Here is a 13,312-nt window from a genome sequence, read left to right as displayed (position 1 = left end):
GTTTGATGGAGAAAGCAAAAATCAGTCATGCCCTTTATCATATAGTTTCTGTATATTTTTTGGAAGTTTGTCAGGCAACATGGCATTTATAGCATCTTCGTTACCATCTTTTATTGCTGTTTCGTAATACCAGCACTTGAATTTTAAGAGGGAGAGAGTTTTTTGAAGTTCCTGAATTTCAGTTTCAACAGCTGATTTTCTGGTTTCAAATAATTCTTTCCTTTTTTCATAGCTGGAGCTGCCTTCAGATACCCAGATAAAAAATTGCTTTATATCTTTTATCTCAAGACCGGATTTCTTCAGACATTCAATGATACGAAGTGCTTCTAATTCATTATCGCTGAAATAACGGATATTTCCCTTGCGTTCCAGATTAGGGAAAAAGCCTTCCTTGTCATAATACCTTAATGTAGAAACAGGAAGATTAAACATTGCAGAGACCTGACCGATTGTATACATAAAAAACCTTCTTTCAAATTTATACTTGACCTAAAGTTAACTTTAGGTTGTAGGATATTTATATCATATACTATTGTTAGTGTAATTACAAGAAATTTTGCATATGGAGGTTATATTTATGTTGAAAACAGAAGAATTAAAACTAGTATCTGAATGGGATAAAACTTTTCCACAGAGTGAAAAAGTAGACCACACGAAAGTGACATTTATAAATCGTTATGGAATCACACTTGCTGCAGATCTGTATAAGCCAAAAAATGCATCTGGGAAATATCCTGCGATTGCCGTAAGCGGACCATTTGGGGCAGTCAAAGAACAGTGTTCCGGATTATATGCACAGACAATGGCTGAAAGAGGATATTTAACAATTGCATTTGACCCTTCTTTTACGGGGGAAAGTGGAGGCTATCCAAGATTTATGGCTTCTCCAGATATTAATACAGAAGATTTTATGGCTGCTGTTGATTTCCTTTCTGTTCGGGAAGATGTGGATCCGGATAAAATAGGAATCATTGGAATCTGCGGCTGGGGTGGAATGGCTCTTAACGCAGCTGCGTTGGATACAAGAATAAAAGCAACCGTTGCTTCTACCATGTATGATATGACAAGAGTAAATGCGAATGGATACTTTGATTCTGAGGACAGTGAAGAAGCACGTTATGCAAAGAAACAGTCGCTGAATACCCTCAGGACAGAAGAATACCGTAAAGGCGAATATTCAAGAGGCGGTGGTTGTGTTCCCCTTCCGGTTCCGGAAGATGCACCTTTCTTCGTAAAAGATTACAGTGAGTATTATAAAGGCAGATGTTATCATAAAAGGAGCCTGAATTCAAATGATGGCTGGAACAGTATTGGATGTATGTCATTTATGAATCAGCCAATATTAAAGTACAGTAATGAAATAAGAAGTGCAGTCCTCATCGTTCATGGAGAAAAAGCACACAGCTATTATTTTGGAAAAGATGCTTATGAAAATATGATTAAGAACAGCAAGTACACATCCAATAAAGAACTGCTGACAATTCCGGGAGCTGTTCATACAGATCTATACGATAATCCGGATGTGATTCCATTTGACAAAATTCAGAAATTTTTTAAAGAAAACGGAGTTGGTTAATTATGACGTGTGAAGAATATTTGAGTAATATGAAGCCCGGATATATCGTAGATGGTGGAAGTGAAGAACATTTGGTTATGCATGAGCTGTCTCAAAGGGCATTAAAGATAACGATGGAGCTGAATAACAAATATCATACAAAAGAAGAAATTATACAGCTTATGTCGGAACTTACCGGACAAAAAATAGATGAAAGTTTTGGAATGTTTCCTCCGTTTTATACAGACTGCGGACGAAATATCCATATAGGTAAAAATGTTTTTATTAATGCAGGATGTAAGTTTCAGGATCAGGGTGGTATTTATATAGAGGATGGAGTCCTGATTGGACATAATGCAGTATTGGCAACGATCAATCATATGGAAGATCCCGAGAAAAGAGCAGGTATGATATTTCAGCCGATTCACATCGAAAAAAAAGTGTGGCTTGGAGCAAATGTAACGGTTCTTCCGGGGGTTACGATTGGTGAAGGTTCGGTCATTGCAGCCGGTGCAGTTGTAACAAAAGATGTTCCGGCCAATATGATTGCGGCAGGAGTGCCTGCGAAAGTTATACGGAAGGTTAAAAAAGACACTGAAAAAGGAGAAATTTAATCATGGCAAAAAAAGTATTGATCATATCGACAAGTCTTCGAGGAGGCAGCAATTCTGATATACTTGCAAATGAGTGTGCAAAGGGAGCAAAAGAAGCCGGGCATGATGTGGAACTTCTTTCTTTGAAAGGAAAAGATATAAAATATTGTATCGGTTGTCTATCCTGTCAGAGGAATGGGATGTGTGTACTGAAGGATGATGTTGCAGATATTATGGCAAAAGTAAAGGATGCGGAGGTCATTGTCTATGCAACACCAATTTATTACTATGAGATGTGTGGCCAGATGAAAACACTTCTTGATAGATTGAATCCTTTATATTCGACAGATTATTCATTCAGAGATATTTATATGATTGCAACTGCCGCTGAGAATGATGAAAGTGCATTTGAAAAAGCCTACAATGGTCTGCAAGGATGGGTAGACTGTTTTGAAAAGGCTTCCTTAAAAGGCATTGTAAGCGGCGGTGGAATTGATGACGCAAATACAGCTGCAAGCCATGTGGATGTGATGAAGAAAGCATATGAACTTGGAAAGGAATTATAATTTGTTGGTTGTCGCTACAAGAAAATCCATAACTTCAAGATGTGTAGGGCTGATAATCAGTCATTCTATGATTAGAAAAAAGAGATAATTACAATCAATAACGCCGGTGCGGGATTTTGATATCCAGTACCGGCGTTATTGATTCCACAGGGGCTTGGGGGGTGTAGCCACCAAATATACTATTCGTTTTCTGCTTCGGCAAGTTTGTTAAGAATCCACTCCCGATTGATAACAATATCCTCATCATCGCGGAGATCTTTGAAATCATTGCAGTGTGAAGAAGCAAATTCATACATATTGTCAATGTCAACTGCACCAGTGATCTCACCCTTATTAATGATTACAAGAATATTTGTTCCGTCGTCATCGACAGCAAAGCACAATTCATCAAATTCTTTATTAGGATCATTTTTGAGGATAGAATCTGTCGCAAGTAATTTAACAAGTTCTATTATTCTGTCATCTTTACCAGCATCAAAGATCTGTATCTTTTCAACGAGTTGATTGGGTGACGTTACGATTCGGGCTAAATATTTTTCAATACGAAAATCAAACAAAGCATTTTCACCATAAAACATTTCATATGTCTTCTTTACTTCTGATTCAGGAACCAGATAAATCATGACAAGATCTTCCATCTGGTGATAGAGTGTGGAGTAGTTTAAACAAAAGGTCTCTCCACAGCTCGGGCAGGTATAAAGGAAAATAGATTGATTAAGTACCTTCTCTTTCATTTCAGGATCCAGTGCAGTATTAATACTGTCCCAGAGCTCAAAATCCCCCTCATGATGGCAGGAAGGACAAGTTACCTTTTCTATATGATGTCTTGACATAAATGTTCCTCCTTTCAGTGAGATAAATCTATAGTTTTCTTATTGCAGAATGCGCTTATCCTTTATTATTTTGCCAGAAAATCACTCTGTATCTCCATCGGCATATGATAAGCCTGGCCTCGTTTTGTCAGGCTGTATAGTTTAAAGCTCATGAGTTCCGGAGTCGCATTCAAAGAGCTGCAGAGTCCGAAATAATCCAGGCCCTCGTTCTGAACCATGCATCAGTTGGAAAAGATCTGATGCCGACAGAAGAGCGCGGCTCTATTGGGCAGGTAAAGCCATCTGGTTGGCATACGATCAAATATGACAATGTGGATGGCAAATATTTATATAATCGCTGCCATTTGATCGGTTTCAGCTCACTGCAGAAAATGCGAATGAGAAGAACTTAATCACTGGGACCAGATATCTGAATGTTCAGGGAATGCTGCCGATTGAGAATATGGCAGCGGACTATGTAAAAGAAACTGGAAATCATGTGCAGTATCGGGTGACTCCGGTTTTTGAAGGCAGTAATCTCGTAGCATCCGGCGTACTAATGGAAGCGGAATCCGTAGAAGACAAAGGCGAAGGTATTTTGTGCTGCGTTTACGTTTATAATGTTCAGCCGGGAATTAACATCAATTATGCGACGGGTGACAGCTCGGTTTCTGGAACAAACAAGATGGCAGTAACAGAGCAGGCCACACAGGCTGTTACGCAGGCAGCTTCTCAGCAGACCAGCACGGAATCCTATATCCTCAATACCAATACAAAGAAATTTCATCGGCCGTCCTGTTCATCGGTCAAACAGATGAAGGAGAGCAATAAAAAATCCTCATCAGAGAGTAGGGATGCGCTGATTGTTGCAGGTTATGATCCGTGTAAAAAATGCAATCCGTAAAAATGTGTCAGATATTAAAAAAATATGGAAGAGGAAGGTTGTAGTTCTATATTGCAATACTTTGGTCGGTTTCCCTGGGTGTTTTGGGCGTCAGTTGCTTTTGGAGCATTAAGGAATTGAAAGAACAGGAAAAAAGAGTGGCAAAAGGATGGTTCCCGAAGCGGAAGGTGGATAAGCACTAAAGAAGAAAGCGGGGAGATGAGAAGATGGTGGTATGGAGATTACAGATGAATACTGGAGGAGCGAACGTTGCGGATTGCTTGCAAAACCATGTTGCAGCACTTTGGGCTGGCAAGGTACTTGCTTACTTAATGGGAAATTACTATGACTCGAAAGCCACCTACGAAAAACTCTTTGATTGGACCGATGAACACAAGTTTAAAACCGGCAAATACTCTTATAAAGAGGCTGTGATCGACGAATTGGCCACAGCCTCTCCCAGTGAATATCTGACGAAAATATCGATACAAGTGTTTTAACCCTGCCGCTTCATCGCGTTTCCTCCGCACTGCCTTTACATTTCTCATAAGCAAATAGCGCCGCTCCCAGCGCACCGCAGAGCTGCGCCTCATCACAGATATAAAGTTTAGCACCAAGCTTCTCTTCCAATGCCTGGATGATACCCCGGTTCTTCGCCACACCGCCGGTCATCATATATTCGCCTGGATGATCCTTTCCAAGGCGGGCTGCCAACGCGCCGACTTTTGAGGCAACTGACACATTTAAACCGTGGATAATATCTGCCACATCCTTATTCTGTGCCACCAGCGACACGACCTCCGACTCTGCAAACACCGTACACATGCTGGAAATCACGATATTATGCTTCCATTCCAGCCCTTTCACACTCATTTCCTCCAGGGAAAGTCCCAGCGTTTTCGCCATCATTTCCAGAAAACGTCCCGTTCCGGCGGCACATTTGTCATTCATCAGGAAATTTTTCACGGCTCCCTGCCCGTCGATGCTGATCGCCTTGATATCCTGCCCGCCAATGTCGATGATAGTGCGGACATTCGGATTCAGATAATTTGCGCCCTTGGCATGGCAGGTAATCTCCGTGATGCTGTCATCCCCGCTGTCAATGTAGGATCGTCCATATCCGGTCGTATCGATCCGCACGATCTCCTCTTTCTTAATTCCCGCTTTCTCAATCGCCAGATCCAGACTCTTCTCGGCGCTCATCATCGCACCGCCGCCGGTCGGAATAATCATCGTCGATTTAATTTTTCCATCCTGATCCAGTATGACCACATCAGTACTTGTCGAACCGCTGTCGATTCCCGCCACATAAAAAATGCCCGACTCCATCTTCTTTCTTACCTCCTCACTGATACCTTTTCCCGGATCCATATCCTCTGATCCCTCGATCGTCTCCTCAAATGCCTGAATGCGCGTCAAAAGCTGCCCCGCGCTCTGGCTCGTAAAATCAGTCTCAATCTTAAGGAGCGGAACCTTGATATCCCGCTTGATACTCGCATACTCAAATCCATAATAATCACAGAACTTGATCGTGTGATAAATAATTCCCTTTAAATTCGGATCCAGATACAGACGGTTTCTGCGGATCGAACGGTTCATGCGGAAACACGGCATCTGTCCCAGCAGGACGTCCGCGTAAGAAAGAAACAGCTCCTCTTCCTCCATATTCCACATTTCATCCTGTACGACCGACAGTTTCCGACCACCCGTACAGGTCAGATTTTCCACATCCATCTGGATATTGTCTCGGATCATATCCTCCAGAATGCCGCTGACCCGCACGCCCAGCACACCAATGTACGGCTCCGTGTTCATTTCCGGCGTAATAAAGGACTTGATAAAAGCGCGTTTATCAAACACTTTCCCGGAATATGCCTCATATGCCTTTTTAAGCCTCCGGATCGTGCCCGCAAATTTCACTTTTTCACATTCATTATCATCATGCGGCAGATCCAGCATATATAAAAACTTACATTTTCCCGTGCTCTCCACGATATCGTAAACGCGCCGCATCGAATCGCAGCAGTTTACCAGCACCAGCTGTTCAACCTTTCCTTCCAGCACTGCCTGAATGACCGATTTTCCAAAGCCGCACAGATTTGCATGTGCAATTTGATCCGACTGTTCGAAATTTTCCGGCATTTCCTCCAAAACAGAACATTCTTCTCCAAACCCCCGGAACAGCTCGATTGGGGTGTACTTACAGACGTAATAAATCATACGTGTTTCTCCTCCTTGCCCTTTTCCAGCATTTCCACAAACGCCTGAAGCCGCGTCGATACCTGACCGTCGCTGGTATTGGCGGGGTTGCAGCCGTCACCGTCGAGAATCATCGTCGGAAGTCCTGTCTTTTCTAAGGACTGCTTAATCAGGCTGGATGCACCGATCGTTCCCTTACAGCCCCAGTGGGCAAATAAAACAGCACCATCCGATTCCGTGATTCTGGCAAGCCGTTCCGCTTCCTCAATTCTCTGTTTCACACTGCCATTGTAAATGCAGTAGACCATTTTCTCTGCCATCGCCTCATACGGGTCTTCCGCCTGCATCTCCTGAAAACCATCTGCGATGAAATCACAAGCGCGGATGTGCATTTTCTTACTATAATTAAAAGTATCCTTAACCGGCTCCTGTAAAAATGGCATGATGTGCATCCAGATTACCGAAAGACCATCTCCCCTCGGTGACATCCGCACATCGCGCAGAAGTTTTTCCGTATAGGTAACCGCCGTCTCTGAGCCAGCCATCAGATGGCACATAAAAAGCGCATACAATTCATTCGTCAGAGAGGTCACCGGGTCATGCGCACACCGCAGGGCAAGCTGTTTTTTATAATTCGCTGCCGCTTTCCGGCTGTTATCTACCGCACTCCGCACTGTTTCCTCCGAAATCCGTCTGTCCGTCGTCTCCTCCAGAAACCGTTTCAATTTCCGCAGCTGATCCGCCACATACAGAACCGATTCCCGGTTTTTCTCATACGGAACATCAATATAAAAGCCTGGACATTCAAATTTATCCTTTAAATACGGAAACGTCATCATATTTCCATCACACGCAAGGTTCGTATAAATCATGCAGTTCGGTTTTGGCAGAATCCCCGTCAGCGCCGCCCCCAGAAACACCCTGTGGTACGAACACATCGTCTCCGGAAATCCTTCTTCCTCCGTTTTCCGAAGAAACGTCTGCTCACACTTCGTTCCCGCCATAAAACAGGACATCGCCTCCACTGAGTACGGCGTCAGCCCTGCCGCCGTCACCAGCTCTCCCGGCACAAATATGCTGACCATCGCCGCATTCTCCGGTTCCGACAGCGACTGAATGATATTTTTCATAACCACCCGCGCCACATACTGTCCCGACGACGGCAGCCCTCGATCCGGCAAAAACTGAAGCTTCTTTTCCTGCAGGCGGTATCCCGCAAGAAGCAGCCGACGCGCTTTTTCCGGATCCTTAAGCGCCTGGCTGCTCACCCTATTTCCAAATTTTTCAATTACATCCATTGTTCTTTCTTCCATTCTTTTAAGTTCATTTTTCTGTTATATCGCCCTGATGCAGATGGATATGGTTCCGCGCCTTTGCAGGCAAACGGACATTCTTTATTATAGTCAGTTGGATGGGAATTGTAAATATATCGGATATGAAATGCGAAACAGCGAGGGAGAAGAACTTTACGCCTGTGACAAAATCATCTATATTCCAAAAAACTGAGCAAACAACCACCGTAAACGATGAATAATCCACCGTATTGCCTACTGCCTCCTTGGTATCCTTCTCCTTAAATAGGCAGTGGTTCATGGGGTTCTGGTGTTTGATTTTCAACATCAATCAATCTGCAGCAGCGTTCCTTTATAAAGTTGCTCCACGGTAACAGCTTTTCTATACCTGCGGGCTCATTTTTGTAGTCCGGCATATAAAGTAGTACTGTGTAGAGATACTGGAACACATTCAGATTGTTGGCTTTTGCGGTTTCTACGATACTGTACATGACAGCACTCAAAGGTGCATTGACTAAAAGAAAAAGATCGTATAGAAAAGCCTTTTACTTCAGCAACATACCTTCTGAAGATTGTAAGTCCGTCTCGGTAGGTTTTCACTGTTTTGGAACTGGCACTGTCCTGAGGAATATATACTGTCAGGAAATCATACGTCATTGAAAAGAAGAGTTTTTTACTTAATAGCGATGTCATCGTATCCTCACCTCCGGCAGTACAAGCGCAGAAATCGAATCTTTCTGACGGATAAAATCCAGGGATTCCAAAACCGATTAAATCTATCTCCAAGTGCACCAGAAGAAAGATGGAATGCTGGATTGACCGTTGGGAAAAGCCATTTATCCTGTACAGAAACCATGCTTTTTATGAACCGGCAATAGTTCTCTAATAGAAAAGCCATATCCTCCGAAATACTGATGATCCGTTCTTTGTGTCCCTTGGCATTCCTTATTTCGATTGTACGCTCTTTTATATGAAGCTCCGAGATCTGTATAGACACAGCTTCAGATCTCCGAAGTCCTGTAGGGAGGATCAGCCTGAAGATCTTAGATGGGTTGAGCTTGCAGTATGTATGAGAAATGCAGGACTTCCCATAGAAAGTCTGATTGAATATCAAAGGCTATTTAGGGCGGGAGATTCTACAATACCTGCATTGCACATGCAAAAGAGGATAAACAGACAGGAAAACGACCAGAGATACTAAATCTGCCACAGGACATAGATCAATATGACGAGATTTATCTTGGATACCCGAATTACTGGGGAACCATGCCAATGGCTGTATATACTTTTCTGGAAAGTTATGATTTTACAGGAAAGAAAATTCATCCATTCTGTATGCATGAAGGAAGCGGATTGTCAAATACGGAGAGTGATATTAAAAAAAGTGCAAAAGGTGCAGTGATTGAGAAAGGCATTGCGATACATGGAAGCAGCGTAGATCAAGCGAAAGATGTACTTGAAAGATGGATACAGAAATAGAGGTTAGAAAAATGGAATGCAAGGAAATACGTGTTGATGTAAGAACTGCGTCAATAAAAGAAAGTATAGAAGGGCAACGTCAGACAAAAATATTATTTCAGATTAATCATACAATGCCTTTTACTGATGAATATAATCATTTATTAAAGGAATTGTTTGGAAATAACCTAGGAGATGGGAGTATGATATCACCACCGCTTAATGGAGCGTGTGTTGGAAGCGTAAAGATTGGCAGGAATGTATTTATCAATTCTAATCTTCTTGCAATGGCAAGAGGTGGAATAACGATTGAAGACAATGCTATGATTGCTGCAAATGTACAGCTTATTTCCAATAATCATGATCCATATGATTTGTGTACTCTGACTTGTAAGCCTGTTCTGATAAGAGAATATGCCTGGGTAGGAGCTGGAGCTACGATACTTCCGGGAGTATGTATCGGAAGACACGCAATTGTGGGAGCTGGATCTGTAGTGACAAAGGATGTACCGGATTATGCAGTAGCAGTTGGAAATCCGGCAAAAGTAATAAAAATGCTTGATAAAGAAAAATTTCAGGAGGATTAAAAAGGTGGAAAATATGAAGTTGAATAACAATTTGGAATGTCCAATGCTTGGACTAGGAACTTTTATGTTATCACCAGAGGATGCCTACACAAGTACATTAGAGGCATTAAAAATGGGATATTCCCTAATTGATACAGCAAATGCTTATGTAAATGAGCGTGCAGTTGGAAGAGCAATCAAGGATAGTGGAATTGACAGAAAAAATATATTTCTATCAACAAAAATATGGGCTAGTGAATATGAAAATGAGAATACTGTAGAAGAAACTCTAGAAAGACTTGGTGTTGATTATGTGGATTTACTTTATATACACCAGCCTGCAGGCAACTGGCTTGCCGGATACAGAATGCTTGAAAAAGCGTATAGAGAGGGCAAAGCAAAATCCATTGGTATCTCGAATTTTGAAGGAAAATATATGGAAGAGTTGGAAACAAAGTGGGAAATTGTACCTCAGTTTATTCAGGTGGAAGCACATCCATATTTCACACAGAAAGAACTTCGTGTAACTTTAGACAAATATGGAATTAAGCTTATGAGCTGGTATCCGCTGGGACATGGAGATACAGCATTAATGAATGAGTTGGTATTTGCAGGACTTGGCAAAAAATATGGAAAAACACCTGCACAGGTTATTCTCCGTTGGCATACTCAGATGGGATTTGTTGTAATTCCTGGAAGTAAAAATGCAGAACACATTAAGGACAATATGGATATCTTTGATTTTGCATTAACAGATGAAGAAATGGAACAGATTGCAAAGCTGGACAAGAATGAAAGATATTATCACCGCACGGATGAACAGCTTGTACAGTTTGCAAACTGGAAACCAGAGTTTGAAAAATAATATGGAGAAAATAGTATGAGCAAAAATGATGTATGGCTGAATCGTAATGGTGGCCAACTGAGTGAACTCGATGGAACGGAATGGTTATATCCTCCGGGTGCTCCGAGCACCGGACGAGCACCGAAAGATGCTTTACAGAGATGAAAACAGGTTTTCTTATTTTGACAGGGAGTAACAGAATAGTTAGGAAAACCAAGGATTTCCTTGACTTAGGTTGACTAATCATTGTATGTATTTACAGTGGTATCTCGAGCTCCTAAGCGAAGGGTCGGAGGTTCAAATCCTCTTGGCGACGGGCTTCAAAGCGTTCTTGACACAAAATTCCATTCAAAAGGATCAATTTCCAGTTTGGAGAATTGAAAAAAAACGGAATTTACCTATTAAGACATATAAACTCTTGACAATAAAGCTCCTATATAGTATGTTTTTAATAAACTACTATATAGGAGCTTTTGTATGGAAATGAATGGAGGATTTCTTGTTACCAAAATAAAACAGCTTGGAGACCGGATTTTCGAGAAGATTCTCAGTGAAAAGAATATTGATGCGTTTAATGGAGCCCAGGGGCGTATTCTTTATGTGCTGTGGCAGAAGGATGGTATTTCAATCAGGTCACTTTCGACTAAATGCGGATTAGCGATAACATCTCTTACTACGATGCTGGAAAGAATGGAAAATCAAGGGCTGATAAGCCGTGTTCAGTCTGAAACGGACAAAAGGAAAACGCTCCTGTTTCTGACTGAGAAAGCACATGCCTTAAAGGGCGAGTACGATTCTGTATCTGATGAGATGGGCAGTATTTACTACAAAGGTTTTTCAGAGGAAGAAATTATCCGGTTTGAGGAATGCCTCGACCGCATCAGAAAGAATCTTGAGGAGTGGCAGAAGTCATGAGTATTTGTATTAAAGATCAGATTCAGAACATGAATATCGTCATTGGCTGCACAGTGGGGTGTACATATTGCTATGCCCGCAACAACGTGAAACGCTGGCATATGATTGATGATTTCGCTGACCCTGAATTCTTTCCGGGTAAGCTCAAGATGATGGAAAAGAAACGTCCGCAGAACTTTCTTCTTACCGGCATGAGCGATCTCTCTGGATGGAAGCCGGAATGGAGAGACGAGGTATTTGTAAAGATCCGTGAAAATCCACAGCATCAGTTCCTGTTCCTTACCAAGCGACCTGATTTGCTGGATTTTGATACCGATCTGGAAAACGCATGGTTTGGCGTTACGGTGACGAGGAAAGCAGAACGGTGGCGTATCGACGCCCTTCGGAAAAACGTCAGAGCAAAACATTACCATGTTACCTTTGAGCCGTTATTCGATGATCCCGGTACAGTTGACCTTTCCGGAATCAATTGGATCGTTGTGGGCACCATGACCGGAGTTCAGAGCAGGAAGATTCATACGGAGCCGGAATGGGCATGGGCTCTGGCGGACCAGGCACATAAGCTCGGCATTCCGGTGTTTATGAAGGAAGACCTTGTCCCTATCATAGGGGATGAAAATATGATTCAGGAAATGCCGGAAGAATTTAATAAAGTGTTAGAGGTACAGAAATCATGGAAGAAGTAATAAATGGAATCCTCATTCGTGAGGTGGAAACAAAGAACATCATGACTAAGTCTAGTCTGCCGGTAGGCGGTTACTCGGTCAATCCCTATGTGGGCTGTACACATGCCTGCAAGTATTGCTATGCTTCTTTTATGAAGCGCTTTACCGGGCACAAGGAGGAATGGGGCACTTTCCTTGATGTGAAGCATTGGACGGAAATTAAAAATCCGAAGAAATATGCCGGACAGCGGGTGGTCATCGGTTCTGTGACAGATGGTTACAATCCACAGGAGGAGCAATTTGGGAATACCAGAAAACTTCTGGAGCAGCTGATCGGCAGTGACGCAGATATTCTGATCTGCACAAAGTCGGATCTTGTGGTACGGGATATTGATCTGTTGAAGAAGCTTGGACGTGTAACCGTTTCATGGTCGATCAACACACTAGATGAAAATTTCAAGAACGATATGGATTCTGCTTCGAGCATTGAGCACCGTATCGCTGCTATGAAGCAGGTATATGAGGCAGGTATCCGTACAGTTTGTTTCGTATCCCCGGTATTCCCCGGTATCACGAATTTTGAAGCAATCTTTGAGCGGGTAAAGGATCAGTGCGATCTGTTCTGGCTCGAAAATCTCAATCTTCGAGGCGGTTTCAAAAAGACAATTATGGATTATATCGCCGGAAAATATCCTGATCTTGTACCACTTTACGACGAGATCTATAACAAGCATAACCGTAGCTACTTTGAAGCACTTGAAGTAAAAGCTGAGAAAATGGCTAAGAAGTATGATTGTGCCTTTGTGGATAATGAAATGCCTTATGGCAGAGTCCCGCAGGGGCATCCGGTGATCGTAAATTATTTCTATCATGAGGAAATCCGTGGGACAGAGAATACCGGAAAAAGAAATCGCTAACTTCAAGTTTGTAGAATTCAAAAATTTAATATGAAATGTGAGATAGA

17 protein-coding genes and 1 pseudogene are annotated in these 13,312 nt (G+C 42.3%); 12 read left to right on the top strand and 6 right to left on the bottom strand.

Annotated features, from left to right (window positions below; translation table 11 throughout):
• Positions 1-21: 21 nt before the first annotated feature.
• On the bottom strand, positions 22-459 hold the full coding sequence (locus LI126_RS06625; RefSeq protein ID WP_226866429.1) for a MerR family transcriptional regulator: 438 nt from the start codon (positions 457-459) through the stop codon (positions 22-24).
• A gap of 118 nt (positions 460-577) precedes the next feature.
• Here LI126_RS06625 and LI126_RS06620 point away from each other — a divergent pair, with 118 nt between their 5' ends.
• The 3 genes from LI126_RS06620 to LI126_RS06610 are packed head-to-tail and all read left to right on the top strand — an operon-like array spanning position 578 to position 2,714.
• On the top strand, positions 578-1,576 hold the full coding sequence (locus tag LI126_RS06620) for an alpha/beta hydrolase (RefSeq protein WP_226866428.1): 999 nt from the start codon (positions 578-580) through the stop codon (positions 1,574-1,576).
• Between the two features lie 2 nt (positions 1,577-1,578).
• Entirely contained in the window at positions 1,579-2,169 is a 591-nt protein-coding gene (locus tag LI126_RS06615; protein WP_118512141.1) for a sugar O-acetyltransferase, read from the top strand.
• A 2-nt stretch (positions 2,170-2,171) separates the two neighbouring features.
• Positions 2,172-2,714 carry a flavodoxin family protein gene (locus tag LI126_RS06610; protein WP_226866426.1) on the top strand — a complete coding sequence of 181 codons (543 nt, stop codon included), beginning with the start codon at positions 2,172-2,174 and terminating at the stop codon, positions 2,712-2,714.
• A gap of 179 nt (positions 2,715-2,893) precedes the next feature.
• Here LI126_RS06610 and LI126_RS06605 read toward each other — a convergent pair whose 3' ends face one another.
• The gene (locus LI126_RS06605) at positions 2,894-3,547 is read right to left on the bottom strand and encodes a CpXC domain-containing protein (RefSeq protein ID WP_226875910.1); all 654 of its coding nucleotides are present in this window, start codon (positions 3,545-3,547) and stop codon (positions 2,894-2,896) included.
• 218 nt (positions 3,548-3,765) lie between these two features.
• On the opposite strand from LI126_RS06605, the pseudogene LI126_RS06600 reads away from it, so the two are divergent.
• The 3 genes and pseudogenes from LI126_RS06600 to LI126_RS06590 all read left to right on the top strand — a co-directional run.
• A pseudogene (locus tag LI126_RS06600) lies at positions 3,766-4,430 on the top strand (DNA/RNA non-specific endonuclease); the annotation flags it as partial.
• Between the two features lie 50 nt (positions 4,431-4,480).
• Positions 4,481-4,612 carry a DUF4491 family protein gene (locus tag LI126_RS15885; RefSeq protein WP_412310415.1) on the top strand — a complete coding sequence of 44 codons (132 nt, stop codon included), beginning with the start codon at positions 4,481-4,483 and terminating at the stop codon, positions 4,610-4,612.
• 45 nt (positions 4,613-4,657) lie between these two features.
• Entirely contained in the window at positions 4,658-4,909 is a 252-nt protein-coding gene (locus LI126_RS06590) for a hypothetical protein (protein ID WP_226877220.1), read from the top strand.
• Positions 4,910-4,919: 10 nt separating this feature from the next.
• Here LI126_RS06590 and LI126_RS06585 read toward each other — a convergent pair whose 3' ends face one another.
• The 4 genes from LI126_RS06585 to LI126_RS16300 all read right to left on the bottom strand — a co-directional run bounded on the left by LI126_RS06585 (position 4,920) and on the right by LI126_RS16300 (position 8,897).
• Entirely contained in the window at positions 4,920-6,629 is a 1,710-nt protein-coding gene (locus LI126_RS06585) for an acyl-CoA dehydratase activase (RefSeq protein ID WP_227165066.1), read from the bottom strand.
• Positions 6,626-7,906 (bottom strand): 2-hydroxyacyl-CoA dehydratase family protein, encoded by a 1,281-nt coding sequence (locus tag LI126_RS06580; RefSeq protein WP_227165065.1) that lies wholly within the window; start codon positions 7,904-7,906, stop codon positions 6,626-6,628. The genes LI126_RS06585 and LI126_RS06580 overlap by 4 nt, the downstream gene beginning before the upstream one ends.
• A gap of 275 nt (positions 7,907-8,181) precedes the next feature.
• Complete coding sequence (locus tag LI126_RS15880) at positions 8,182-8,391, bottom strand: transposase domain-containing protein (protein WP_226866389.1); 210 nt, start codon at positions 8,389-8,391, stop codon at positions 8,182-8,184.
• Positions 8,392-8,600: 209 nt separating this feature from the next.
• Positions 8,601-8,897, bottom strand: coding sequence for a hypothetical protein (locus LI126_RS16300; RefSeq protein ID WP_426743795.1), 297 nt, complete (start codon positions 8,895-8,897; stop codon positions 8,601-8,603).
• A 152-nt stretch (positions 8,898-9,049) separates the two neighbouring features.
• Between LI126_RS16300 and LI126_RS06560 the strand changes: the two genes are divergently transcribed.
• From LI126_RS06560 to LI126_RS06535, 6 genes are all read left to right on the top strand, one after another.
• Positions 9,050-9,379 (top strand): flavodoxin, encoded by a 330-nt coding sequence (locus LI126_RS06560; protein ID WP_227165076.1) that lies wholly within the window; start codon positions 9,050-9,052, stop codon positions 9,377-9,379.
• Entirely contained in the window at positions 9,364-9,945 is a 582-nt protein-coding gene (locus LI126_RS06555; protein WP_227165064.1) for an acyltransferase, read from the top strand. The genes LI126_RS06560 and LI126_RS06555 overlap by 16 nt, the downstream gene beginning before the upstream one ends.
• Positions 9,946-9,949: 4 nt before the next feature.
• The gene (locus tag LI126_RS06550) at positions 9,950-10,789 is read left to right on the top strand and encodes an aldo/keto reductase (protein ID WP_008393853.1); all 840 of its coding nucleotides are present in this window, start codon (positions 9,950-9,952) and stop codon (positions 10,787-10,789) included.
• 456 nt (positions 10,790-11,245) lie between these two features.
• A complete protein-coding gene (locus tag LI126_RS06545; RefSeq protein WP_008704238.1) occupies positions 11,246-11,683 on the top strand; it encodes a radical SAM mobile pair system MarR family transcriptional regulator in 438 nt (145 codons plus the stop codon).
• Positions 11,680-12,369 (top strand): radical SAM mobile pair protein A, encoded by a 690-nt coding sequence (locus LI126_RS06540; protein ID WP_226866386.1) that lies wholly within the window; start codon positions 11,680-11,682, stop codon positions 12,367-12,369. Before LI126_RS06545 ends, LI126_RS06540 begins: the two co-directional genes overlap by 4 nt.
• The gene (locus LI126_RS06535; protein ID WP_226866385.1) at positions 12,357-13,265 is read left to right on the top strand and encodes a radical SAM mobile pair protein B; all 909 of its coding nucleotides are present in this window, start codon (positions 12,357-12,359) and stop codon (positions 13,263-13,265) included. Before LI126_RS06540 ends, LI126_RS06535 begins: the two co-directional genes overlap by 13 nt.
• The last annotated feature ends 47 nt before the right edge of the window (positions 13,266-13,312 follow it).

Source organism: Mediterraneibacter sp. 210702-DFI.5.30, from assembly GCF_020560115.1.
Classification (GTDB): domain Bacteria; phylum Bacillota; class Clostridia; order Lachnospirales; family Lachnospiraceae; genus Mediterraneibacter; species Mediterraneibacter faecis.
This window is presented reverse-complemented; position numbering and strand designations above follow the sequence as displayed.